We start from the raw sequence: 16,826 nt of genomic DNA, 5'->3' as shown, positions 1-16,826 counted from the left end.
TGGTGCGGCTGGAAGCCCTGCGCCGGATCGACGGTGAAGGTGGTGATCAGCTCGGGCGTGTCATGTGCCACGGTCTCGATGTCCATCCCGCCCTCGGTCGAGACGACGAAGGCAACGCGGCCCGAAGCGCGGTCGACCAGCAGCGAGAGGTAGTATTCCTTGGCGATGTCGACGCCGTCGGTGATGTAGAGGCGGTTTACCTGCTTGCCCGCATCCCCCGTCTGGATCGTGACCAGTGTGTTGCCGAGCATTTCCTTGGCGTGGGCTTCCACTTCCTCGAGGCTCTTGGCGAGACGCACGCCGCCCTTGGCGTCAGCCGGCAGTTCCTTGAACTTGCCCTTGCCGCGCCCGCCCGCATGGATCTGCGCCTTCACGACATAGAGCGGCCCGGGCAGCTTCTTGGCGGCTTCCACAGCTTCGGCGACGCTCAAGGCGGCATGGCCTGCCGGGATGGCGAGCCCGTGCTGGGCGAGCAGTTCCTTGGCCTGATATTCGTGAACGTTCATGGCGTATCGATCCCTTCTGCAAATCCTGGGGAGGGGTTTGTCTGCCGGGGGCCTAAGCACGGATCGGCGGGCTTGAAAAGTGCCTGCTTCAGGGCCAACACGGGTGCCTCTCATGATTGACAGGTCGCACCTTGAAACCATAGTCCGCGAGGCGGGCCGGATTGCCCATTCGCGTTGGCCGGGGGCGGGGCATGCGCTCAAGAGCTGGGACAAGACCCCCGGCAGCCCGGTGAGCGAGGCCGACCTCGAGGTCGACCGCTTCCTCAAGCGCGAGCTCGGCCGGTTGCTGCCGTCGGCCGCGTGGCTCTCGGAGGAAACCGCCGACGACAAGGCGCGCACCCAGAGCGGGCTCATCTGGCTGGTCGACCCGATCGACGGCACCCGCGATTTCGTGCGCGGCCGGGCGGGCTGGGCGGTGTCGGTGGCGCTGGTGAGCGCGGGGCGACCGCTTTTCGGCATGCTCGCCGCGCCTGCGCGGGGCGAGGAATGGATTGCGGTTGCGGGGCAGGGCGCGACCCGCAACGGCACTCCGATCCGGGCGAGCCAGCGGACCGAATTCTCCGGCGCACGGGTTCCGACCTATGCCCTGCCTACGGAGGACAGCGATCTGGTCGTGGTCGATCAGCCCAATTCGATCGCATTGCGCATCGCGATGGTCGCCGCGGACGAGGCTGATCTGGTTGCCACGCTGCGCTGGGGCTACGAGTGGGACATCGCGGCTGCCACCCTGATCGCGCGCGAGGCCGGGGCCGAGGTCACCGACGCCTTCGGCGGGCCGCTCGCCTACAACAAGCACGATCCCCGGGATTTCGGCGTGCTGGTATGCTCGCCCGCGATCCACGCGGCGGCGGTGGAGCGGCTGGCGGAACGCGCGAAGGCGCTGCGCTGAAACACAAAACGGGCCGCCCTTTCGGGCAGCCCGTTCTGCGGATTCATCGGAACATCAGTTCCCCGAACGAGCCGCGCTCACATCATCCTGGCTCACCGGGATGATCTTGATCTCGACCCGGCGGTTGAGCGGTTCGTTGACGTTGTCGCCGGTCTTGACGCGCAGGAAGTCATACTGCTCGCCATAGCCCTTGGTCGCCATGCGCGCCCGCGCCACGCCCTTGGCGGCGAGGTAATCGGCGACCGACTGTGCGCGCTGTTCGGACAGGCGCTGGTTGGTGGTCGGCGAACCGGTGGTGTCGGTGAAGCCGTACACGTCGATCAGGCTGTTGGGGTACTTGATCAACGTCTCGGCGACCGAATCGAGCGTGGTGTAGAAGCCCGGGTTGATCGCCGCCGAGCCGGTCGCGAAGGTAACCCCGTCGGGCAGGCGCACGAGGATCGCGTCCTGATCGCCGACTTCCTCGACATCGACGCCGCTGCCCGCGGTCTGTTCCTTCAGTTCCTTGATCTGGTCGTCATACTGCTTGCCGAGCACCGCGCCGGCCGAGCCGCCGATGCCTGCACCGATGATCCGGCCCGCATCGCCGCCGATCGCGCCGCCGAGCAGGTAGCCGAGCGTGCCGCCCAGCCCCACGCCGATCGCGGTGCGCGAGATCTTCTTCTCGCCGGTGTTGGGGTCGGTGACGCAGGCGGTGGTGGTCGCCAGCAGGGCAATTGCCGCGGTGCCGGTCTTCAGAATGCGTGTGAAAGTCATGATTGTTGCCTCCCTTTTTTGTCTTGGTGACGATGCCACGCCGCCTGAGTGGCGGAAAGGCGTCGCCCCCTTGGGACTAGGCGCACTTGGGCTGCCCATCCTTGACCCATGTTGAACAATGATGCTGTCCGATGTTCATGCTGCGGCGGGCCCTGCTCCACGTGGCTGGCAACTTGGCCGGATTGTGCTAGCGGGCTTGGCGTGACACCTTTTCCCTGGACCGACCTTGCGATCATCCTTGCGCTCGTCGTGCTCAACGGCGTGTTCGCGATGTCCGAGCTCGCCATCGTCAGCGCCAAGACCAGTGCGCTCGAGGCCAAGGCCGAAGCCGGCTCGGTCAGCGCGCGCATCGCGATCGAGCTGGCAGCCGACCCGGGCAAGTTCCTGTCGACCGTGCAGATCGGCATTACCCTGATCGGGATCATCAACGGCGCCTATTCGGGCGCGAGCCTCGGCGGCCCGGTGGGCGAGCGGATGGAGGCGCTGGGACTGCCAAGCGAGTATGCCGACGAGGCCGGCTTTGCGGTGGTGATCGCCTTCACCACCTATCTCAGCCTGATCATCGGCGAGCTGGTTCCCAAGCAGCTCGCCTTGCAGGTCGCGGTGCCGGTGTCGCTGGTGATGGCGCGGCCGATGGCCTTCATGGCCAAGGCCGCCGCGCCGCTGGTGTGGCTGCTGGATTCGAGCTCGGCCGCGATCATCCGCCTGTTCGGCATCCGCAGCGGAGACGAGGGCGCGCTGACATCCGAGGAACTGCGCATGATCTTCGCCGAGGCGACGCGATCGGGAGTGATCGAGGCAGAACAGCGCCAGATCCTCACCGGCGTGGTGCGCCTCGCCCAGCGCCCGGTGCGCGAGATGATGACCCCGCGCACCGATGTCGACTGGATCGAGGCCGATGCCGAGGCTGCGGAAATCCGCGAGACGATCGAGGAATCCTCGCACTCGCTGCTGCCCGTCGCGGAAGGCTCGCCCGACACGATCCTCGGCGTGGTCAAGGTCCGCGACGTGCTCGCCGCGCTGGTCGCGGGCCGCCCGGTCGCGATCCGCGACATGATGCGCAAGGTCGAGGTGGTGCCCGACCAGCTCGACGCGATGGACGCGCTGCGGGTGCTCCAGCAGGCCGAAGTGGCGATGGCGCTGGTGCATGACGAGTACGGGCACTTCGAAGGCATCGTCACCCCGGTCGACCTGCTGACCGCGATCGTCGGCAATTTCGCCAGCGATTCGGACGATGGCGATCTGCCGAGCGTGGTCGAGCGCGAGGACGGCTCGCTGCTGGTCTCGGGCTCGCTGTCAGCCGATGCGCTGGCTGACCGGCTGCGGCTCGACTACGGCGAGGACCGCGAATTCGGCACCGCGGCGGGCTATGCCCTCTCGGTGATGAAGAAGCTCCCGCACGAGGGCGAGCACTTCACCGATCAGGGCTGGCGCTTCGAGGTGGTCGACATGGACGGCCGCCGCATCGACAAGTTGCTGGTGAGCCGGGTGCGGGAGGGGGACTGAGGGGTTCCCACCTGCTCATGTTAAGCGCTGGTATCGGTCGCGCAGCAACCGCAAGCGCGAACGCGAGCCCGCAGCAACGCGACCGTCAGGTCGTGTGAGCGAGGATTTCGCACGCCGTATGGCGTGCGGAACTCAAGAAGGTATCACCGTCGAAGCCGCTTGACCGTCACCCTCGGGCGCGGCGACGATGTCGCGGGTCAGGCTGCCCTTGGCGACTGTGTTGGTGCCGGTGTCGCCGACCTGGCTGCGGATGCTCGGATCGGCGCGGCCGGCGCGGTCGATCACGCTCGCCTCGACGCGGCTGCGCGGAGCAGGGCCGCCGAACAGCGCGTCCAGAGCCTGCTCGGACGCGGTGCCTTCGGACGGGCGCGGGGCGCCGGGGGCGGGCGGGGTGAGGGTGAAATCGGGCGGCACCACCAGCGGCGCCTGACGCTGCACCGCGAACTCGTCGGGCCGCGCGCGGTTGAACACACCGCCATCGCCGCCGCACGCAGCGAGCAGCGCCGTCGAACCGGCCAGCAGGATCAGGGGTGCAGTCTTACGCATTGTGTGACTCTCCACGGGGGCTCTCCCCGGTTGCAGTGTCGCCCTTGTCGCGCACCAGCAGGCTGCGCGCAAGGATGATGACGACGCCGATGGTGATCGCGGCGTCGGCGATGTTGAAGATCAGGAAGGGGCGGAAGGTCCCGATATGGAAGTCCGCATAGTCGATCACGTAGCCCAGCTCGAACCGGTCGTGGATGTTGCCGAGCGCCCCGCCGAGGATCAGCGCAAGCCCCGCGATCTCGCCCAGCAGCCGCTCGCGCATCATCCACACCAGCACCACGCCCGCGATCAGCGCGGTGACCAGCACCAGCAGCCAGCGGGTCTCCATGCTGCTCGCCTCGAACATGCCGAGCGAGACGCCGCGGTTCTCGGTATAGGTGAGGTCGAAGAACGGCAGGAGGTCGATATGCAGCACCTGCCGCAGTTTGAGCGGGCCGATCACGTACCACTTCACCGCCTGGTCGACGAGCGCGACCAGCGCGGCAAGACCAAGCCCGATCAGCCGGTTGCGGGTGAACAGCGCGCTCATGAACCGACAACCGCATCGCAACGAGAGCACAACGCCCCGTCTTCGGCGACGTCAGGCAGCAGCCGCCAGCAGCGGCCGCATTTGTGGTGGTGGCTCTTGGAGACGGTCACGCCCTCGCCCTGCCCGCGGGAGACTGTCGCGGTGATGAACAGCTCGGCGAGTTGTTCGTCGCTGACCCCCTCGGGCACCGCGCTGGCGGGCACCACCACCTCGGCCTCGAGGCTGGAGCGGATGGTCTTGTCGCGCCGCAGCGGCTCGATCGCTTCGTTGACGGCATCGCGCAGGGCGCGCAGCTGCTCCCACTTGGCGGTCTCGACCACCACGCCCGGAACGCTCGGCCACTCGAGCAGGTGGACAGAGCCGCGCTGGCCGGCGTCATCCTGCTCGCCGTCCTCGGGATAGCGCGAAAGCCACACCTCCTCCGCCGTGAACACCAGCACCGGCGCGGCGTAGCGCACCAGCGCGTGGAACAGCAGGTCGAGCACGGTGCGATAGGCGTTGCGCGTGGTGCTGTCCGGCCCGTCGCAATAGAGGCTGTCCTTGCGGATATCGAAGAAGAAGGCGCTGAGGTCCTCGTTGCAGAAGTCCACCAGCAACCGGGTGTAGGTGTTGAAGTCATAGGCTTCGGCGGCCGCGCGCAGCTTGCCATCCAGCGCGGCGAGCAACGCGAGGATATAGACCTCGAGCTCGGGCAGTTCCCCGCCATCGCTCATGTCGCCCACGAACCCGTCGAGCGCGCCCAAGAGGTAGCGGAAGGTGTTGCGCAGCTTGCGATACTGGTCGCCGACGCCCTTCAGGATCTCGTCACCGATGCGGTGATCCTCGGTGAAGTCGACCGAAAGCGCCCACAGCCGGATGATGTCCGCGCCGTAGGTCTCCATGACCTTCAAGGGATCGATGGTGTTGCCGAGGCTCTTCGACATCTTCTTGCCCTTGGCATCCATCGTGAAGCCGTGGGTGAGAACCTGATCATAGGGCGCGCGGCCCCGCGTCGCCGAGGATTGCAGCAGCGAGGACTGGAACCAGCCGCGGTGCTGGTCCGAGCCTTCGAGGTAGAGGTTGGCGGGCCATTGCAGGTCCGGCCAGCGTCCGCTTTCGAGCACGAAGGCATGGGTGCAGCCGCTATCGAACCACACGTCGAGAATGTCGGTGACCATCTCATAGTCGGCGGGGTCGTAACCCTCGCCGAGGAAGGCGGCCTTGTTGGCGCTGTTCCACGCGTCCATGCCGTCCGCGTTCACCGCCGCGACAATGCGGGCGTTGACGGCGGCGTCTTGCAGGTAGGAGCCGTCAGGACGGACGAACAGCGTGATCGGCACGCCCCAGGCGCGCTGGCGGGAGAGCACCCAGTCGGGCCGCCCCTCGACCATCGCGCCGATGCGGTTGCGGCCCTTTTCGGGGATGAACTGCACCCGCTCGATCTCGGCCGAGGCGCGCTCGCGCAAGGTCGAGTGGTCGTAGCTCACGAAAGGCGCGATCGCCCCGCCGAACGGGCCGGTCGGCATCACCTCGAAGTCGCCGGTGCCGAGCGGCTTGTCCATCGGCACGAACCATTGCGGCGTGCAGCGGAAGATCACCTTGGCCTTGGAGCGCCACGAATGCGGGTAGGAGTGCTGGTAATCCGCACTCGCCGCAAGCAGCGCGCCCGCTTCGCGCAGGTCCGAGCAGATCGGGCCGTCGGGCGCGTTGAACTTGGGGTTGATGACGCTCATGCGCCGCTCGTCCGCAGCGCCGAGCCAGCCCCAGTCGTCGCGGTAGCGCCCGTCGTCCATCACCGCGAAGACGGGGTTGATGCCGTTCGCCTTGCACAGGTCGAAGTCGTCCTCGCCGTGGTCGGGCGCCATGTGGACGAGGCCGGTGCCGCTGTCGGTGGTGACGAAGTCGCCGGGCAGCAGCGGGCGCGGGGTGGCGTAGAACCCGCCGAGGTGGTGCATCGGGTGGCGGGCGAGGGTGCCGGCGAGTTCGGAGCCATCAATCAGGCTTTCCTCTCCACCAGGGTATCCATCCAATGGCTCAACGTAAGAAACAGGCCCGCCGAAGGCCGCCGCACGCTTGTAAAAGTGGTTCTCCCACAAATCGTCTGCGACGAGATAAGCTAGCTTCATCCCGCCCTCGGCAACGATCCGATATTTGGCGTGGGGGCTATAAGCCAGCGCCTGATTGACGGGAATCGTCCAAGGGGTGGTAGTCCAGATGACACCGTAGATTCCCCAACCGTCATTCAGCAACGCCGACAGCTTTGCGCAATTCGGCGCTTCTGTGATCCGAAAACCCACGTCGATCTGGGTCGAGGTGATGTCCTCGTATTCGACCTCCGCCTCGGCCAGCGCGGTCTGTTCGACCGGCGACCACATCACCGGCTTCGAGCCGCGATAGACATTCCCCGCCTCGGCCAGCTTCAGAAGCTCGGCGACGATCACCGCCTCGCTCTCCTTCTGCATGGTGAGGTAGGGGTGGTCCCAATCGCCCATGATGCCGAGGCGCTTCAGCTGCCCGCGCTGCGCATCGACCCAGCGTTGCGCATAGGCGCGGCACTCGTCGCGGAACGCCTTGACCGCCGCCTCGTCGCGGCCTGCGCCGGTGAGAACGGGCTTGGCCTTCTTCTCCTTGCGGTACTGCTCCTCGACCTTCCACTCGATGGGCAGGCCGTGGCAGTCCCAGCCGGGCACATACGGCGCATCGCGGCCCAGCAGGTTCTGGGTGCGGCAGACCATGTCCTTGAGGATGTGGTTCAGCGCGTGCCCGATATGCATGTCGCCATTGGCGTAGGGCGGGCCATCGTGGAGGATGAACTTTTCCCGGCCCCGGCGCGCGGTGCGCAGGGCGTCATAGAGGCCAATCGCTTCCCAACGCGCGGCAATGCCCGGCTCCTTCTGGGGGAGGCCGGCCTTCATGGGGAAATCGGTCTTCGGCAGGAAGACGGTATCCCGGTAATCGCGCTGCGAGGTCTCTTCGGTCATCGTGCGCGGGGCCTTAGCCGTTCGCGCTGCCAGTGCAAAGACTCGTCATCGCGAGGACAGCAGCCGCCGCGCTTCGGCGCAATCCTTGTCCATCTGTTCGATCAGCGCCTCGAGGCTGTCGAACTTCGCCTCGCCGCGCAGGTAGTGGTGGAAGGCCACCTCGATCTCCTGCCCGTAGAGGTCGCCGCTGAAATCGAAGAAGAACGGCTCGAGCAGCTCCTTGGGCGGTTCGAACTGCGGGCGGATGCCGATATTGGCTGCGCCTTGCAGCACCTCGCCGGTGGCGAGAATGCGCCCCGTCACGGCGTAGATGCCGTATTTGGGGCGCAGGTAGTCCTCGACCCCGAGATTGGCGGTGGGATAGCCGATGGTGCGCCCGCGCTTGTCGCCGTGCTCGACGATGCCGCGGATCGCGAAGGGCCGGGTGAGCAGCCGCGCGGCCTCCTGCGGATCGCCGTCGCGCAGCGCGGCTCGGATGCGGCTGGAGGAGACCACTTCGTCGCCCTCGCTGACCGCTGCCACCACCCGCGATTGCAGGCCCAATTCGCCGCCGAGCGTGCGCAGCAGATCGACATTGCCCTTCGCGCCCTTGCCGAAGGTGAAGTCACCGCCCGTCACCACCCCGTGCGCGCCGAAGCGGTCAATGAGGATGGCCTGAATGAAGTCCTCAGCACTGGTCCCGGCCAGTTCGGCGTCGAAGTGGAACACCAGCATCGCGGTCGCGCCTGCGGCCAGATACAGCTCCTGCCGCTGTTCGAGGGTCGTCAGCTTGAAGGGCGCCAGATCGGGCTTGAAGAAGGTGACCGGATGCGGATCGAAAGTCGCGATGATCGAGGGGCGGCCCTCCGCCTGCGCCCAGCGGATCGCCTCACCCGCGACGGCCTGATGCCCGCGGTGGAACCCGTCGAAATTGCCGAGCGCGATGACCGCGCCGCGAAGGCTGTCGGGCATGGGTTCGCGGTGATCGAGCCAGCGCATCAGGCGTCAACCTTGCGATAGGTGAGGAAGGAGAAGGCTGGGTAGGGCCCGTCCGCCGCATGATCCTCGCGCGCGGTTTCCGCCCATTCGGGGCCGAGCGGGGGCATGAAGGTGTCGCCTGCGTAGTCTGCGTGGATCTGCGTGAGTTCCACCCGGTTGGCGCGCGGCAGAAAGGCCTCGAACACCGCCGCCCCGCCGATGATCGCGATGGTCTCGGCGTCCGCGAGGGCCAGCGCCTCATCAAGGGTCGCGGCGGTCTCGGCGCCTTGCGCGGCCCATTCGGGCTCTCGCGTGAGCACGATATGGCGGCGGCCGGGGAGCAGGCCCGGCAGGCTCTCGAAGGTCTTGCGGCCCATGATCATCGGCAAGCCCATGGTCAAAGCCTTGAAATGCTTGAGGTCAGCAGGCAGCCGCCACGGCAGGTCGCCATCCTTGCCGATCGCGCCATTGGCGGCGCGGGCGTAGATCAGCACGATTTCGGGAGTCATCGGCCCATGCTCACTTCAGCGCGTGCCCCACGCGTGTGACGTGGCCCATCTTGCGCCCCTCGCGCGCCTCGCGCTTGCCGTAGAGGTGCAAGTGCGGCTCGCCCGGTTCGGCGAGGATCAGGTGGGCGTCCAGCGCATCCGCGCCGACGATGTTGCGCATCTCGATCGCCTCGAACCGGGTCTTGGTGCCGCCCAGCGGCAGGCCGGCGATGGCGCGGATATGGTTTTCGAACTGGCTGGTGGCCGCGCCCTCGATCGTCCAGTGGCCCGAGTTGTGCACCCGCGGGGCCATTTCGTTGAAGACGGGGCCCTCGCGCGTGGCGAAGAACTCCAGCGTCAGCACCCCGACATAGCCCAATGCGTTCGCCACCTTTCGGGCAAGCTCGCGCGCTGCCGAAACCTGCGCCTCGACCAGCGCGCCCGCGGGCAGGATCGACTGCGCGAGCATCCCGCCATCGTGCAGGTTCGCGGTCGAATCCCAGAACTTCACCTGCCCGTCCGCCCCGCGCACGAGGATCACCGAGAACTCGGTCTCGTAGAGGATGAAGCCTTCATAGATGCAGGTGACGCCGGGGAAGGCGAGCGCGCCCGCCTCCACGCCCGAACGCACACGCCACTGGCCCTTGCCGTCATAGCCGTCGCGCGCGGTCTTGAGGATGCCGGGGGTGCCGATGCCGAGAATCGCAGCGGCGAGCTCTTCGGGGCTCTCGACCGCAGCATAGGGCGCAGGCACCCCGCCGAGATCGATCGCGAAGGCCTTCTCGCTGAGCCGGTCCTGCGCCACCTCAAGCGCGCGCGGCGGGCAGGCGAGGAGGTGCTGCGGCAGGGCGGCGACAGTGGCGAGGGGGACGTTCTCGAACTCCCAGGTCACCACGTCGCAGGCCTCAGCGAACCGCGCGAGCGCCGCCGCATCGTCCCAATCGGCGGTGACGAAGTCGGAGCAGGCATCGGCCGCGACATTGTCACCCTCGGGCGCGTAGCCGACCACCTTGTAGCCGAGCTGCAGCGCGGCGACGGCCAGCATCCGGCCGAGCTGTCCGCCGCCCAGAATGCCAATGGTGGAACCGGGCGCGAGCATCAATCCTCCGGCACCTCGCCGACGGCAGCGGTCTTGGCCGCGCGCCAGTCCTGCAACCGCTCGGACAGCGCCTCGTCGGAGAGCGCGAGGATCGACGCGGCGAGCAGGCCTGCATTCTTCGCCCCCGCCTCGCCGATCGCCAGCGTGCCGACGGGAACGCCGCCGGGCATCTGCACGATCGAGAGCAGGCTATCCATGCCGGAGAGGGCCTTGGACTGCACCGGCACGCCGAGCACCGGCAGATGGGTCATGCTGGCGATCATGCCGGGCAGATGCGCCGCGCCCCCTGCGCCGGCAATGATCACGCTGAACCCCTCGCCCTCGGCCCCTTTCGCGAAGGCCACCATCCGGTCGGGCGTGCGGTGCGCCGAGGTGATGCGCGCCTCATAGGGCACTTCCAGCTCGTCGAGCACAGTGGCGGCGTGCCTCATGGTCGGCCAGTCGGACTGGCTGCCCATCACGATTGCGACCTTCCCCCCGGAGGCTTCCATCATGCGTCCTTCAGATAGTAGCGGGTCCCTGAGGGCGCGGCGCCGTCGAAATCGTAGATGATCGGCTGGCCGGTCGGGATCTCCAGATCGGTGATGTCCGCGTCCGAAATGCCCGAGAGGTGCTTGACCAGCGCGCGCAGGGAATTGCCGTGGGCGGCGATGATCACCGTCTCGCCGCTCGCGAGCACCGGCAGGATCGCGCTTTCCCAATAGGGCAGCACGCGCTCAATGGTGAGCTTGAGGCTCTCGGTGTTCGGAATGGCGATCCCGGCATAGCGCGGGTCGGCGGCGAGATCGAACTCGCTCCCCGCTTCCAGCACCGGCGGGGGAATGTCGAAGCTGCGGCGCCAGATCTTGACCTGTTCGTCCCCGTGCTTGGCGGCGGTCTCGGCCTTGTTGAGGCCGGTCAGCCCGCCATAGTGCCGCTCGTTGAGCCGCCAGTCCTTGACCTCGGGGATCCACGCCCGTCCGGCCGCCTCCAGCGCCAGATGCAGCGTCCGGATCGCGCGGGTCTGGAGCGAGGTGAAGGCATAGGTCGGCAGCACGCCCTTGTCCTTCAGCAGCACCCCCGCCGCACTCGCCTCGGCGACACCCTGCTCGGTGAGATCGACATCCCACCATCCGGTGAAGCGGTTTTCGAGGTTCCACTGGCTCTGGCCGTGGCGGACGAGGATGAGCTTGGGCATTTTGTCTCCGGGGTTCCGGTGGGATCGATGAGCAACCAGCAAGAGCGCGCCGCGTTAGCCCTCGGCGGACGAATTGGGAAGGGGCTGCGTCCGATCCGAATCGTCCCCCGCGTCGGTAACCGCCCGCGCCTGCGCCTTCCGCCGGCGCAGGTTCTCGCGCAATTTCGCTGCGAGCCGTTCCTCCCTGGCCTTGGCCGAGGACATGTTCTTGCGAGAGTCTTCACTCATATGAAACGCCTTGCCGCTAAGAATCCGCGCGCTCAAGTAGCAAAGCGGTAGCGCGACAAGAACGCCCGCTTGACATTGTTACAAGGCGCGACAATAGGGCGCGCCTGTTTCCGGCGCTGCTGTAGCTCAGTGGTAGAGCGCACCCTTGGTAAGGGTGAGGTCGGGAGTTCAATCCTCCCCAGCAGCACCAGTATTCAGGCAGATTGTCGCCGCGAGGCAACGCTTCGTGGCGGATGCCGGGCCCGGGTTTTGACCTCGTCCGTCAAGGCCCTATGCGACCTGGTGTGGCATTCTCTTCTCAACCTTCCAATCTCGAACTCTGGCCGATCGGCAATTGCCAGATCAGCGCTCTGATCGACCGCACCGGCGGGATTGTGTGGTCCTGCGTGCCGCGGGTCGATGGCGACCCGGTGTTCTGCGCTCTGATGAACGACGAACGCCGCGATGCCGGCGTCTGGCGGATCGAACTCGTGGGGCAGGTCAGCGCCGAGCAAGCCTATATCCGCAACACGCCCATCCTCGTCACCCGGCTCGAGGCCGAGGACGGGAGTGCTATCGAGGTGCTCGATTTCTGCCCGCGCCACGAGGGCAAGGGGCGGATGTACCGGCCCGTCGCGATCAGCCGGATCGTGCGCCCTGTGGCGGGGAGCCCGCGCATCCGCGTGGTGCTCAGCCCGATGCGCGATTACGGCGCGGCGCCTGCCGAAACGACGCGCGGCACCAATCATATCCGCTACCTGCTCGGACCCGAGGCGCTGCGGCTGACCACCGATGCTCCGGTCGGCTACATCCTCGAAGGCCGCCCTTTCCGGCTTGAGCAGGACATGCATTTCTTCCTCGGCCCCGACGAACCCTTCGGTGGGCCCCTGCGTGAGGAAATCCGCCGCATGGAGCAGGCGACGCGCGATTACTGGCAGCGCTGGGTGCGCGGGCTGGCAACGCCGGTGGAATGGCAGGCAGAGGTGATCCGCTGCGCCATCACCCTCAAGCTGTGCCAGCACGAGGAGACCGGCGCGATCGTCGCCGCGCTGACCACCTCGATTCCCGAAGCGCCGCATTCGGAGCGCAACTGGGACTACCGTTACTGCTGGATCCGCGATTCCTACTACACCGTGCAGGCGCTGAACCGATTGGGCGCGCTCGATGTGCTGGAGAAGTATCTCGCCTATCTGCGCAACATCGTCGATGCGGCCAAGGGCGGGCAGATCCAGCCGCTCTATTCGGTGATGGGGGTGTCCGAGCTGCACGAGGTCGCCGCACCCGCGCTGGCGGGCTATCGTGGCATGGGGCCGGTCAGGGTCGGCAACGCTGCCTATCTGCAGGTCCAGCACGACTGCTATGGACAGATCGTGCTGCCGACGGTGCAGGGCTTCATCGACCAGCGCCTGCTGCGCATTGCGGACGAACGCGATTTTGCAAGCCTCGAGCAGGTCGGCGAGATGGCCTTCGCGATGCACGACCAGCCCGATGCGGGGCTCTGGGAGTTCCGCACCCGCAAGGAGGTGCACACCTATTCGGCGGTGATGGGCTGGGCGGCCTGCGACCGGCTGGCAATGGCGGCGGAGTGGCTCGGCAGAGCCGACCGCGCGACGCTCTGGCGCGAGCGGGCCGACACGATCCGCGCCCGGATCGAGGCGGAAGCCTGGGTGCCTGACGGCGACGAAGGCGGTCATTACGGGGCGAGCTTCGAGAGCGACTATCTTGATGCGAGCCTGTTGCAGATGGTCGAATTGCGCTTCCTCGAGCCCGATGACCCGCGCTTCCTGTCGACCTTCGAAGCGGTCGAGGCGCAACTGCGGCGCGGCGATTTCATGCTCCGCTATGCCGCCGAGGACGATTTCGGCGCGCCCGAGACCGCATTCAACGTCTGCACCTTCTGGCTGATCGAGGCGCTGCATCTCGTGGGCCGCAGCGACGAGGCGCGTGCGCTGCTGGTAACCATGCTCAGCCACACCACCGCGTCAGGTCTGCTGAGCGAGGATCTCGATTACAACAGCGGCGAATTGTGGGGCAATTTCCCGCAGACCTATTCGCTGGTGGGCGTGATCAACTGCGCGGGACTGCTGTCGAAACCGTGGAGCAGCGTGCGCTGAGCGGGCTTACCCCCCAAAATTGACGATACGCCCCGCCCCCCCACTCGGCTATCCCCTCAGGCTACAAGCAAATGCCGGGGAGAGGCGCTATGGATCTGGGATTGAAGGGCAAGAAGGTCATCATGAACGGCGGGGCGCATGGCCTCGGGCTGCAGTCGCTCAAGCTGTTCGCGGCCGAGGGCGCTGACGTCGCCTTTTTCTCCCGCAAGGAAGACAAGATCGCCCCCGCAGTGGCCGAGATCGACGCGGCCGGGCCCGGCAAGGTGTTCGCCGAGGTGTTCGACATGGCGACCGGTACCGAAGCCTATCAGGCGTGGCTCGAGAAGGCGGCGCAGGAACTCGGCGGGTGCGATATCTTCGTCCACACCGCCAGCGCCTCGGGCACCGGGGGGGCGGGGGACTGGCAGGCCTGCCTCGACATGGACATCAAGGGCGCAGCCTATGCGGTCGAGACGCTGACGCCTTATCTGGAGGCCTCGGGCACCGGCTCGATCGTGATGCTCTCGTCCACCGCCGCGCTCGAGACCTTCATCGCGCCCAATCCCTTCAACGCGCTGAAGGCCGCGCTGATCACCTATGCCTCGCAGCTCAGCCAGGCCTATGCGTCCAAGGGCATCCGCGTGAACACCGTCAGCCCCGGCGCGATCTATTACAAGGGCGGCAACTGGGAGATCATCGAGGAGCACATGAAGCCGCTGTTTGACGGCACGCTCGCCAAGATGCCGATGGGCCGCTTCGGCGAGCCGGTCGAGGTCGCCAAGGCGATCGTCTTCGTGGCGAGCCCGGCTGTGCCCTACATGACCGGCGCGAATATTGTCGTCGATGGCGGCTTCACCCAGCGCGTCCAGTTCTAACTCCCCCCAAGCAAGGCGATAAACCATGGCCGAGATCGACCGCGACAAGCTGCTCGACATCTACACCCGCACGATGAAGGTGAACCGCACGGACGAAAAATTCCGCGAGCTGCTGATGGGCGGCAAGGTGGCGGTGATGTATTACTGCGTGCGCGGGCAGGAGCTGGTCTCGGCCGCGGCAATGGCGGCGCTGGAGAAGGAAGACTACGTCGTCTGCACCTATCGCGGGCAGGGCGAGCAGACCGCCAAGGGCATCCCGATGGAAAAGTGGTGGGGCGAATGCCTCGGCAAGGCGACCGGCACCTGCAAGGGCAAGGGCGGCACCATGCACATCACCGATCCCGAGACGGGGATCATGGTCACTACCGGCGTCGTTGGCTCGGGTCTCCCCATCGCCAATGGCCTCGCGATGGCGAGCCAGAACAACGGCGATGGCCGCGTGACGCTGGTCAGCTTCGGCGACGGCGCGGCCAATATCGGCGGCTTCCACGAAGCGATGAACATGGCCCAGCTCTACAAGCTACCGGTCATCTTCCTGTGCCAGAACAACCGCTACGGCGAACACACGGCCTATGCCGACCACACCGACAGCCCCAACATCGCGAGCCGCGCGGCGGGTTACGGGATGCCTGGCGTCACAGTCGACGGCAACGACGTCCACCAGATCTACCCCGCGATGGTCGAGGCCGTCGCGCGCGCCCGCCGCGGCGAGGGGCCGACGCTCGTCGAGGCCATGTGCTACCGCATGATGGGCCACTTCTTCGGCGCCGACTTCAGCTACATGCCGCCTGAACACATCGCCGAGATGAAGGCCGAAGACCCGCTGCCCAAGCTCAGGAAGGTGATGCTGGAGCACCAGTTCACCGAAGAGGAGCTGGACGCCATCGTCGCCGACATCAACGCGCAGATCGACGCGGCGGTCGAGCACGCTCTGGCCGCGCCGCTGCCCGATACCGACGAAATCTACAAAGACGTGCTCGAGGAGACCGCCTGATGGCCCAGATCACCATGACCCAGGCGCTGAACCTCGCAATCGACGAGGCGATGGCCGACGATCCGGGCGTGTTCTGCCTTGGCGAGGATGTCGCCGCCAAGCAGGGCGGCGGGGTGTTCAAGATCACCTCGGGCCTGACCGAGAAATACGGGCCGAACCGCATCCGCGCGACGCCGATTTCGGAGACCGCGATCATCGGTGCGGCGGTGGGTGCCGCTCTGGCGGGCCAGCGTCCGATTGCCGAGATCATGCTGATGAACTTCGTCGGCGTATGCATGGACCAGATCGTCAACCACGCGGCCAAGCTGCGCTTCATGAGCGGCGGGCAGACCCCGTGCCCGATCGTGATCCGCACCACCACCGGCGTAGGCGTCGGCTTCGGCGGGCAGCACTCGGATATGCTGGAGGCGTGGTTCGCCCACGTCGCGGGCATTCATGTCGTCACCCCCTCCAACCCCGCCGACGCGCGCGGGCTGATGCGGGCGAGCATCGACGCCAATGACCCGGTGATCTTCATCGAGAACATCCTGTGCTACGGCCTCAAGGCGGAAGATCCCGGCCCGGGCTACCGCGTGCCGCTGGGCAAGGCGGCGATCGCGCGGGAAGGGACCGACATCTCGATCATCACCTATGGCCGCACCGTGCTCGACGCGCTCAGCGTGGCCGATGACCTCGCCAAGGAGGGCATCTCGGTCGAGGTGGTCGATCTGCGCACCATCGCGCCTTACGACGAGGCGACTGTGCTCGCATCGGTCCGCAAGACCGGCCGCGCGCTGACCCTGCACGAAGCGGTCCGCCCCTTCGGCACCGGCGCGGAACTTGCCGCCAACATCCAGGAAAAGTGCTGGGACGATCTCAAGGGCCCGGTCCGGCGCATCGGCGGAACCTTCTCCGCCGTGCCCTTTGCCAGCCACCTCGAACAGGCGTGGATCCCGACCAAGCCGCAAATCGTCGAACAGATCAAAGCTGCAATGGGCAAACTCTGAAAATGGCATCCGAAATCCGCATCCCCAAGCTCGGCATGAGCGCGGTTGAAATGACCCTCGTCGAATGGATGTTTGGGCCCGGCGAGCGGGTCGAGAAGGGGGACATCATCTACACCGTCGAAACCGACAAGAGCACCACCGAGATCGAAGCCCAGGCCAGCGGGATCATCCACCCGACCGGCGAGGAAGGCGCGGTCTACAAGGTCGGCGATCTGATCGGGACCATCGAGGAGTGATGTCCTCAAGTAGCGAAGCGGT

At 66.7% G+C, this 16,826-nt stretch carries 18 protein-coding genes and 1 tRNA gene; 8 read left to right on the top strand and 11 right to left on the bottom strand.

The features are described 5' to 3' along the window. Positions 1–506, bottom strand: a 506-nt coding sequence (locus tag NBV68_RS00630) for an ATP-grasp domain-containing protein (RefSeq protein ID WP_366067193.1), incomplete at its 3' end; no start/stop codon positions are given. Between the two features lie 112 nt (positions 507–618). Between NBV68_RS00630 and NBV68_RS00625 the strand changes: the two genes are divergently transcribed. Beyond that, on the top strand, positions 619–1,395 hold the full coding sequence (locus NBV68_RS00625; protein WP_296306397.1) for a 3'(2'),5'-bisphosphate nucleotidase CysQ: 777 nt from the start codon (positions 619–621) through the stop codon (positions 1,393–1,395). 54 nt (positions 1,396–1,449) lie between these two features. On the opposite strand, the gene NBV68_RS00620 is transcribed toward NBV68_RS00625, so the two are convergent. Continuing rightward, positions 1,450–2,151, bottom strand: a complete 702-nt coding sequence (locus NBV68_RS00620) for an OmpA family protein (protein ID WP_296306396.1) — start codon at positions 2,149–2,151, stop codon at positions 1,450–1,452. A gap of 201 nt (positions 2,152–2,352) precedes the next feature. Between NBV68_RS00620 and NBV68_RS00615 the strand changes: the two genes are divergently transcribed. After that, positions 2,353–3,657 carry a hemolysin family protein gene (locus tag NBV68_RS00615; protein ID WP_296306394.1) on the top strand — a complete coding sequence of 435 codons (1,305 nt, stop codon included), beginning with the start codon at positions 2,353–2,355 and terminating at the stop codon, positions 3,655–3,657. Positions 3,658–3,789: 132 nt separating this feature from the next. Here the strand turns inward: NBV68_RS00615 and NBV68_RS00610 are convergent, their stop codons facing one another. From NBV68_RS00610 to NBV68_RS00570, 9 genes are read right to left on the bottom strand one after another with little or no spacing between them, the layout of a single operon-like run. Continuing rightward, positions 3,790–4,203 (bottom strand): DUF3035 domain-containing protein, encoded by a 414-nt coding sequence (locus tag NBV68_RS00610; protein WP_296306392.1) that lies wholly within the window; start codon positions 4,201–4,203, stop codon positions 3,790–3,792. Next, the gene (gene lspA, locus NBV68_RS00605; protein ID WP_296306391.1) at positions 4,196–4,732 is read right to left on the bottom strand and encodes a signal peptidase II; all 537 of its coding nucleotides are present in this window, start codon (positions 4,730–4,732) and stop codon (positions 4,196–4,198) included. Before lspA ends, NBV68_RS00610 begins: the two co-directional genes overlap by 8 nt. Next, positions 4,729–7,692: an isoleucine--tRNA ligase gene (gene ileS, locus NBV68_RS00600; RefSeq protein WP_296306390.1), complete on the bottom strand. Its 2,964-nt coding sequence runs from the start codon at positions 7,690–7,692 to the stop codon at positions 4,729–4,731. The genes lspA and ileS overlap by 4 nt, the downstream gene beginning before the upstream one ends. A 45-nt stretch (positions 7,693–7,737) precedes the next feature. Next, positions 7,738–8,670 (bottom strand): bifunctional riboflavin kinase/FAD synthetase, encoded by a 933-nt coding sequence (locus tag NBV68_RS00595; protein ID WP_296306388.1) that lies wholly within the window; start codon positions 8,668–8,670, stop codon positions 7,738–7,740. Then, positions 8,670–9,158: a dihydrofolate reductase gene (locus NBV68_RS00590; protein WP_296306386.1), complete on the bottom strand. Its 489-nt coding sequence runs from the start codon at positions 9,156–9,158 to the stop codon at positions 8,670–8,672. The genes NBV68_RS00595 and NBV68_RS00590 overlap by 1 nt, the downstream gene beginning before the upstream one ends. Positions 9,159–9,168: 10 nt before the next feature. Beyond that, complete coding sequence (locus NBV68_RS00585; protein ID WP_296306385.1) at positions 9,169–10,236, bottom strand: 5-(carboxyamino)imidazole ribonucleotide synthase; 1,068 nt, start codon at positions 10,234–10,236, stop codon at positions 9,169–9,171. Further along, the gene (gene purE / locus NBV68_RS00580) at positions 10,236–10,727 is read right to left on the bottom strand and encodes a 5-(carboxyamino)imidazole ribonucleotide mutase (protein WP_296306402.1); all 492 of its coding nucleotides are present in this window, start codon (positions 10,725–10,727) and stop codon (positions 10,236–10,238) included. The genes NBV68_RS00585 and purE overlap by 1 nt, the downstream gene beginning before the upstream one ends. Continuing rightward, on the bottom strand, positions 10,727–11,413 hold the full coding sequence (gene gpmA, locus NBV68_RS00575; protein WP_296306384.1) for a 2,3-diphosphoglycerate-dependent phosphoglycerate mutase: 687 nt from the start codon (positions 11,411–11,413) through the stop codon (positions 10,727–10,729). Before gpmA ends, purE begins: the two co-directional genes overlap by 1 nt. Before the next feature lie 54 nt (positions 11,414–11,467). Then, a complete protein-coding gene (locus tag NBV68_RS00570) occupies positions 11,468–11,641 on the bottom strand; it encodes a hypothetical protein (RefSeq protein WP_296306383.1) in 174 nt (57 codons plus the stop codon). Positions 11,642–11,756: 115 nt separating this feature from the next. On the opposite strand from NBV68_RS00570, the gene NBV68_RS00565 reads away from it, so the two are divergent. From NBV68_RS00565 to NBV68_RS00540, 6 genes are all read left to right on the top strand, one after another. After that, positions 11,757–11,831, top strand: a tRNA-Thr gene (locus NBV68_RS00565). A 94-nt stretch (positions 11,832–11,925) separates the two neighbouring features. Next, complete coding sequence (locus tag NBV68_RS00560; protein ID WP_296306382.1) at positions 11,926–13,734, top strand: glycoside hydrolase family 15 protein; 1,809 nt, start codon at positions 11,926–11,928, stop codon at positions 13,732–13,734. A gap of 89 nt (positions 13,735–13,823) precedes the next feature. Beyond that, on the top strand, positions 13,824–14,588 hold the full coding sequence (locus NBV68_RS00555; RefSeq protein ID WP_296306381.1) for an SDR family oxidoreductase: 765 nt from the start codon (positions 13,824–13,826) through the stop codon (positions 14,586–14,588). 25 nt (positions 14,589–14,613) lie between these two features. Next, the gene (locus NBV68_RS00550; protein WP_296306380.1) at positions 14,614–15,582 is read left to right on the top strand and encodes a thiamine pyrophosphate-dependent dehydrogenase E1 component subunit alpha; all 969 of its coding nucleotides are present in this window, start codon (positions 14,614–14,616) and stop codon (positions 15,580–15,582) included. Continuing rightward, a complete protein-coding gene (locus NBV68_RS00545) occupies positions 15,582–16,568 on the top strand; it encodes an alpha-ketoacid dehydrogenase subunit beta (RefSeq protein ID WP_296306379.1) in 987 nt (328 codons plus the stop codon). Before NBV68_RS00550 ends, NBV68_RS00545 begins: the two co-directional genes overlap by 1 nt. Positions 16,569–16,570: 2 nt before the next feature. Then, positions 16,571–16,804 (top strand): biotin/lipoyl-containing protein, encoded by a 234-nt coding sequence (locus NBV68_RS00540; RefSeq protein ID WP_296306378.1) that lies wholly within the window; start codon positions 16,571–16,573, stop codon positions 16,802–16,804. Positions 16,805–16,826: the final 22 nt, after the last annotated feature.

The organism is Erythrobacter sp. (assembly GCF_023653175.1).
Lineage (GTDB): Bacteria > Pseudomonadota > Alphaproteobacteria > Sphingomonadales > Sphingomonadaceae > Erythrobacter.
The sequence above is the reverse complement of the archived record's forward strand: the minus strand, read 5'-3'. Positions and strand labels throughout refer to the sequence as shown.

Excerpts from the sequence above, each read along its gene's own strand:
- NBV68_RS00625 (WP_296306397.1), top strand. The coding sequence starts at position 619 with ATGATTGACAGGTCGCACCTTGAAACCATAGTCCGCGAGGCGGGCCGG.
- NBV68_RS00620 (WP_296306396.1), bottom strand. The coding sequence starts at position 2,151 with ATGACTTTCACACGCATTCTGAAGACCGGCACCGCGGCAATTGCCCTG.
- NBV68_RS00610 (WP_296306392.1), bottom strand. The coding sequence starts at position 4,203 with ATGCGTAAGACTGCACCCCTGATCCTGCTGGCCGGTTCGACGGCGCTG.
- lspA (WP_296306391.1), bottom strand. The coding sequence starts at position 4,732 with ATGAGCGCGCTGTTCACCCGCAACCGGCTGATCGGGCTTGGTCTTGCC.
- ileS (WP_296306390.1), bottom strand. The coding sequence starts at position 7,692 with ATGACCGAAGAGACCTCGCAGCGCGATTACCGGGATACCGTCTTCCTG.
- NBV68_RS00595 (WP_296306388.1), bottom strand. The coding sequence starts at position 8,670 with ATGCGCTGGCTCGATCACCGCGAACCCATGCCCGACAGCCTTCGCGGC.
- NBV68_RS00590 (WP_296306386.1), bottom strand. The coding sequence starts at position 9,158 with ATGACTCCCGAAATCGTGCTGATCTACGCCCGCGCCGCCAATGGCGCG.
- NBV68_RS00585 (WP_296306385.1), bottom strand. The coding sequence starts at position 10,236 with ATGCTCGCGCCCGGTTCCACCATTGGCATTCTGGGCGGCGGACAGCTC.
- purE (WP_296306402.1), bottom strand. The coding sequence starts at position 10,727 with ATGGAAGCCTCCGGGGGGAAGGTCGCAATCGTGATGGGCAGCCAGTCC.
- gpmA (WP_296306384.1), bottom strand. The coding sequence starts at position 11,413 with ATGCCCAAGCTCATCCTCGTCCGCCACGGCCAGAGCCAGTGGAACCTC.
- NBV68_RS00570 (WP_296306383.1), bottom strand. The coding sequence starts at position 11,641 with ATGAGTGAAGACTCTCGCAAGAACATGTCCTCGGCCAAGGCCAGGGAG.
- NBV68_RS00555 (WP_296306381.1), top strand. The coding sequence starts at position 13,824 with ATGGATCTGGGATTGAAGGGCAAGAAGGTCATCATGAACGGCGGGGCG.
- NBV68_RS00550 (WP_296306380.1), top strand. The coding sequence starts at position 14,614 with ATGGCCGAGATCGACCGCGACAAGCTGCTCGACATCTACACCCGCACG.
- NBV68_RS00545 (WP_296306379.1), top strand. The coding sequence starts at position 15,582 with ATGGCCCAGATCACCATGACCCAGGCGCTGAACCTCGCAATCGACGAG.
- NBV68_RS00540 (WP_296306378.1), top strand. The coding sequence starts at position 16,571 with ATGGCATCCGAAATCCGCATCCCCAAGCTCGGCATGAGCGCGGTTGAA.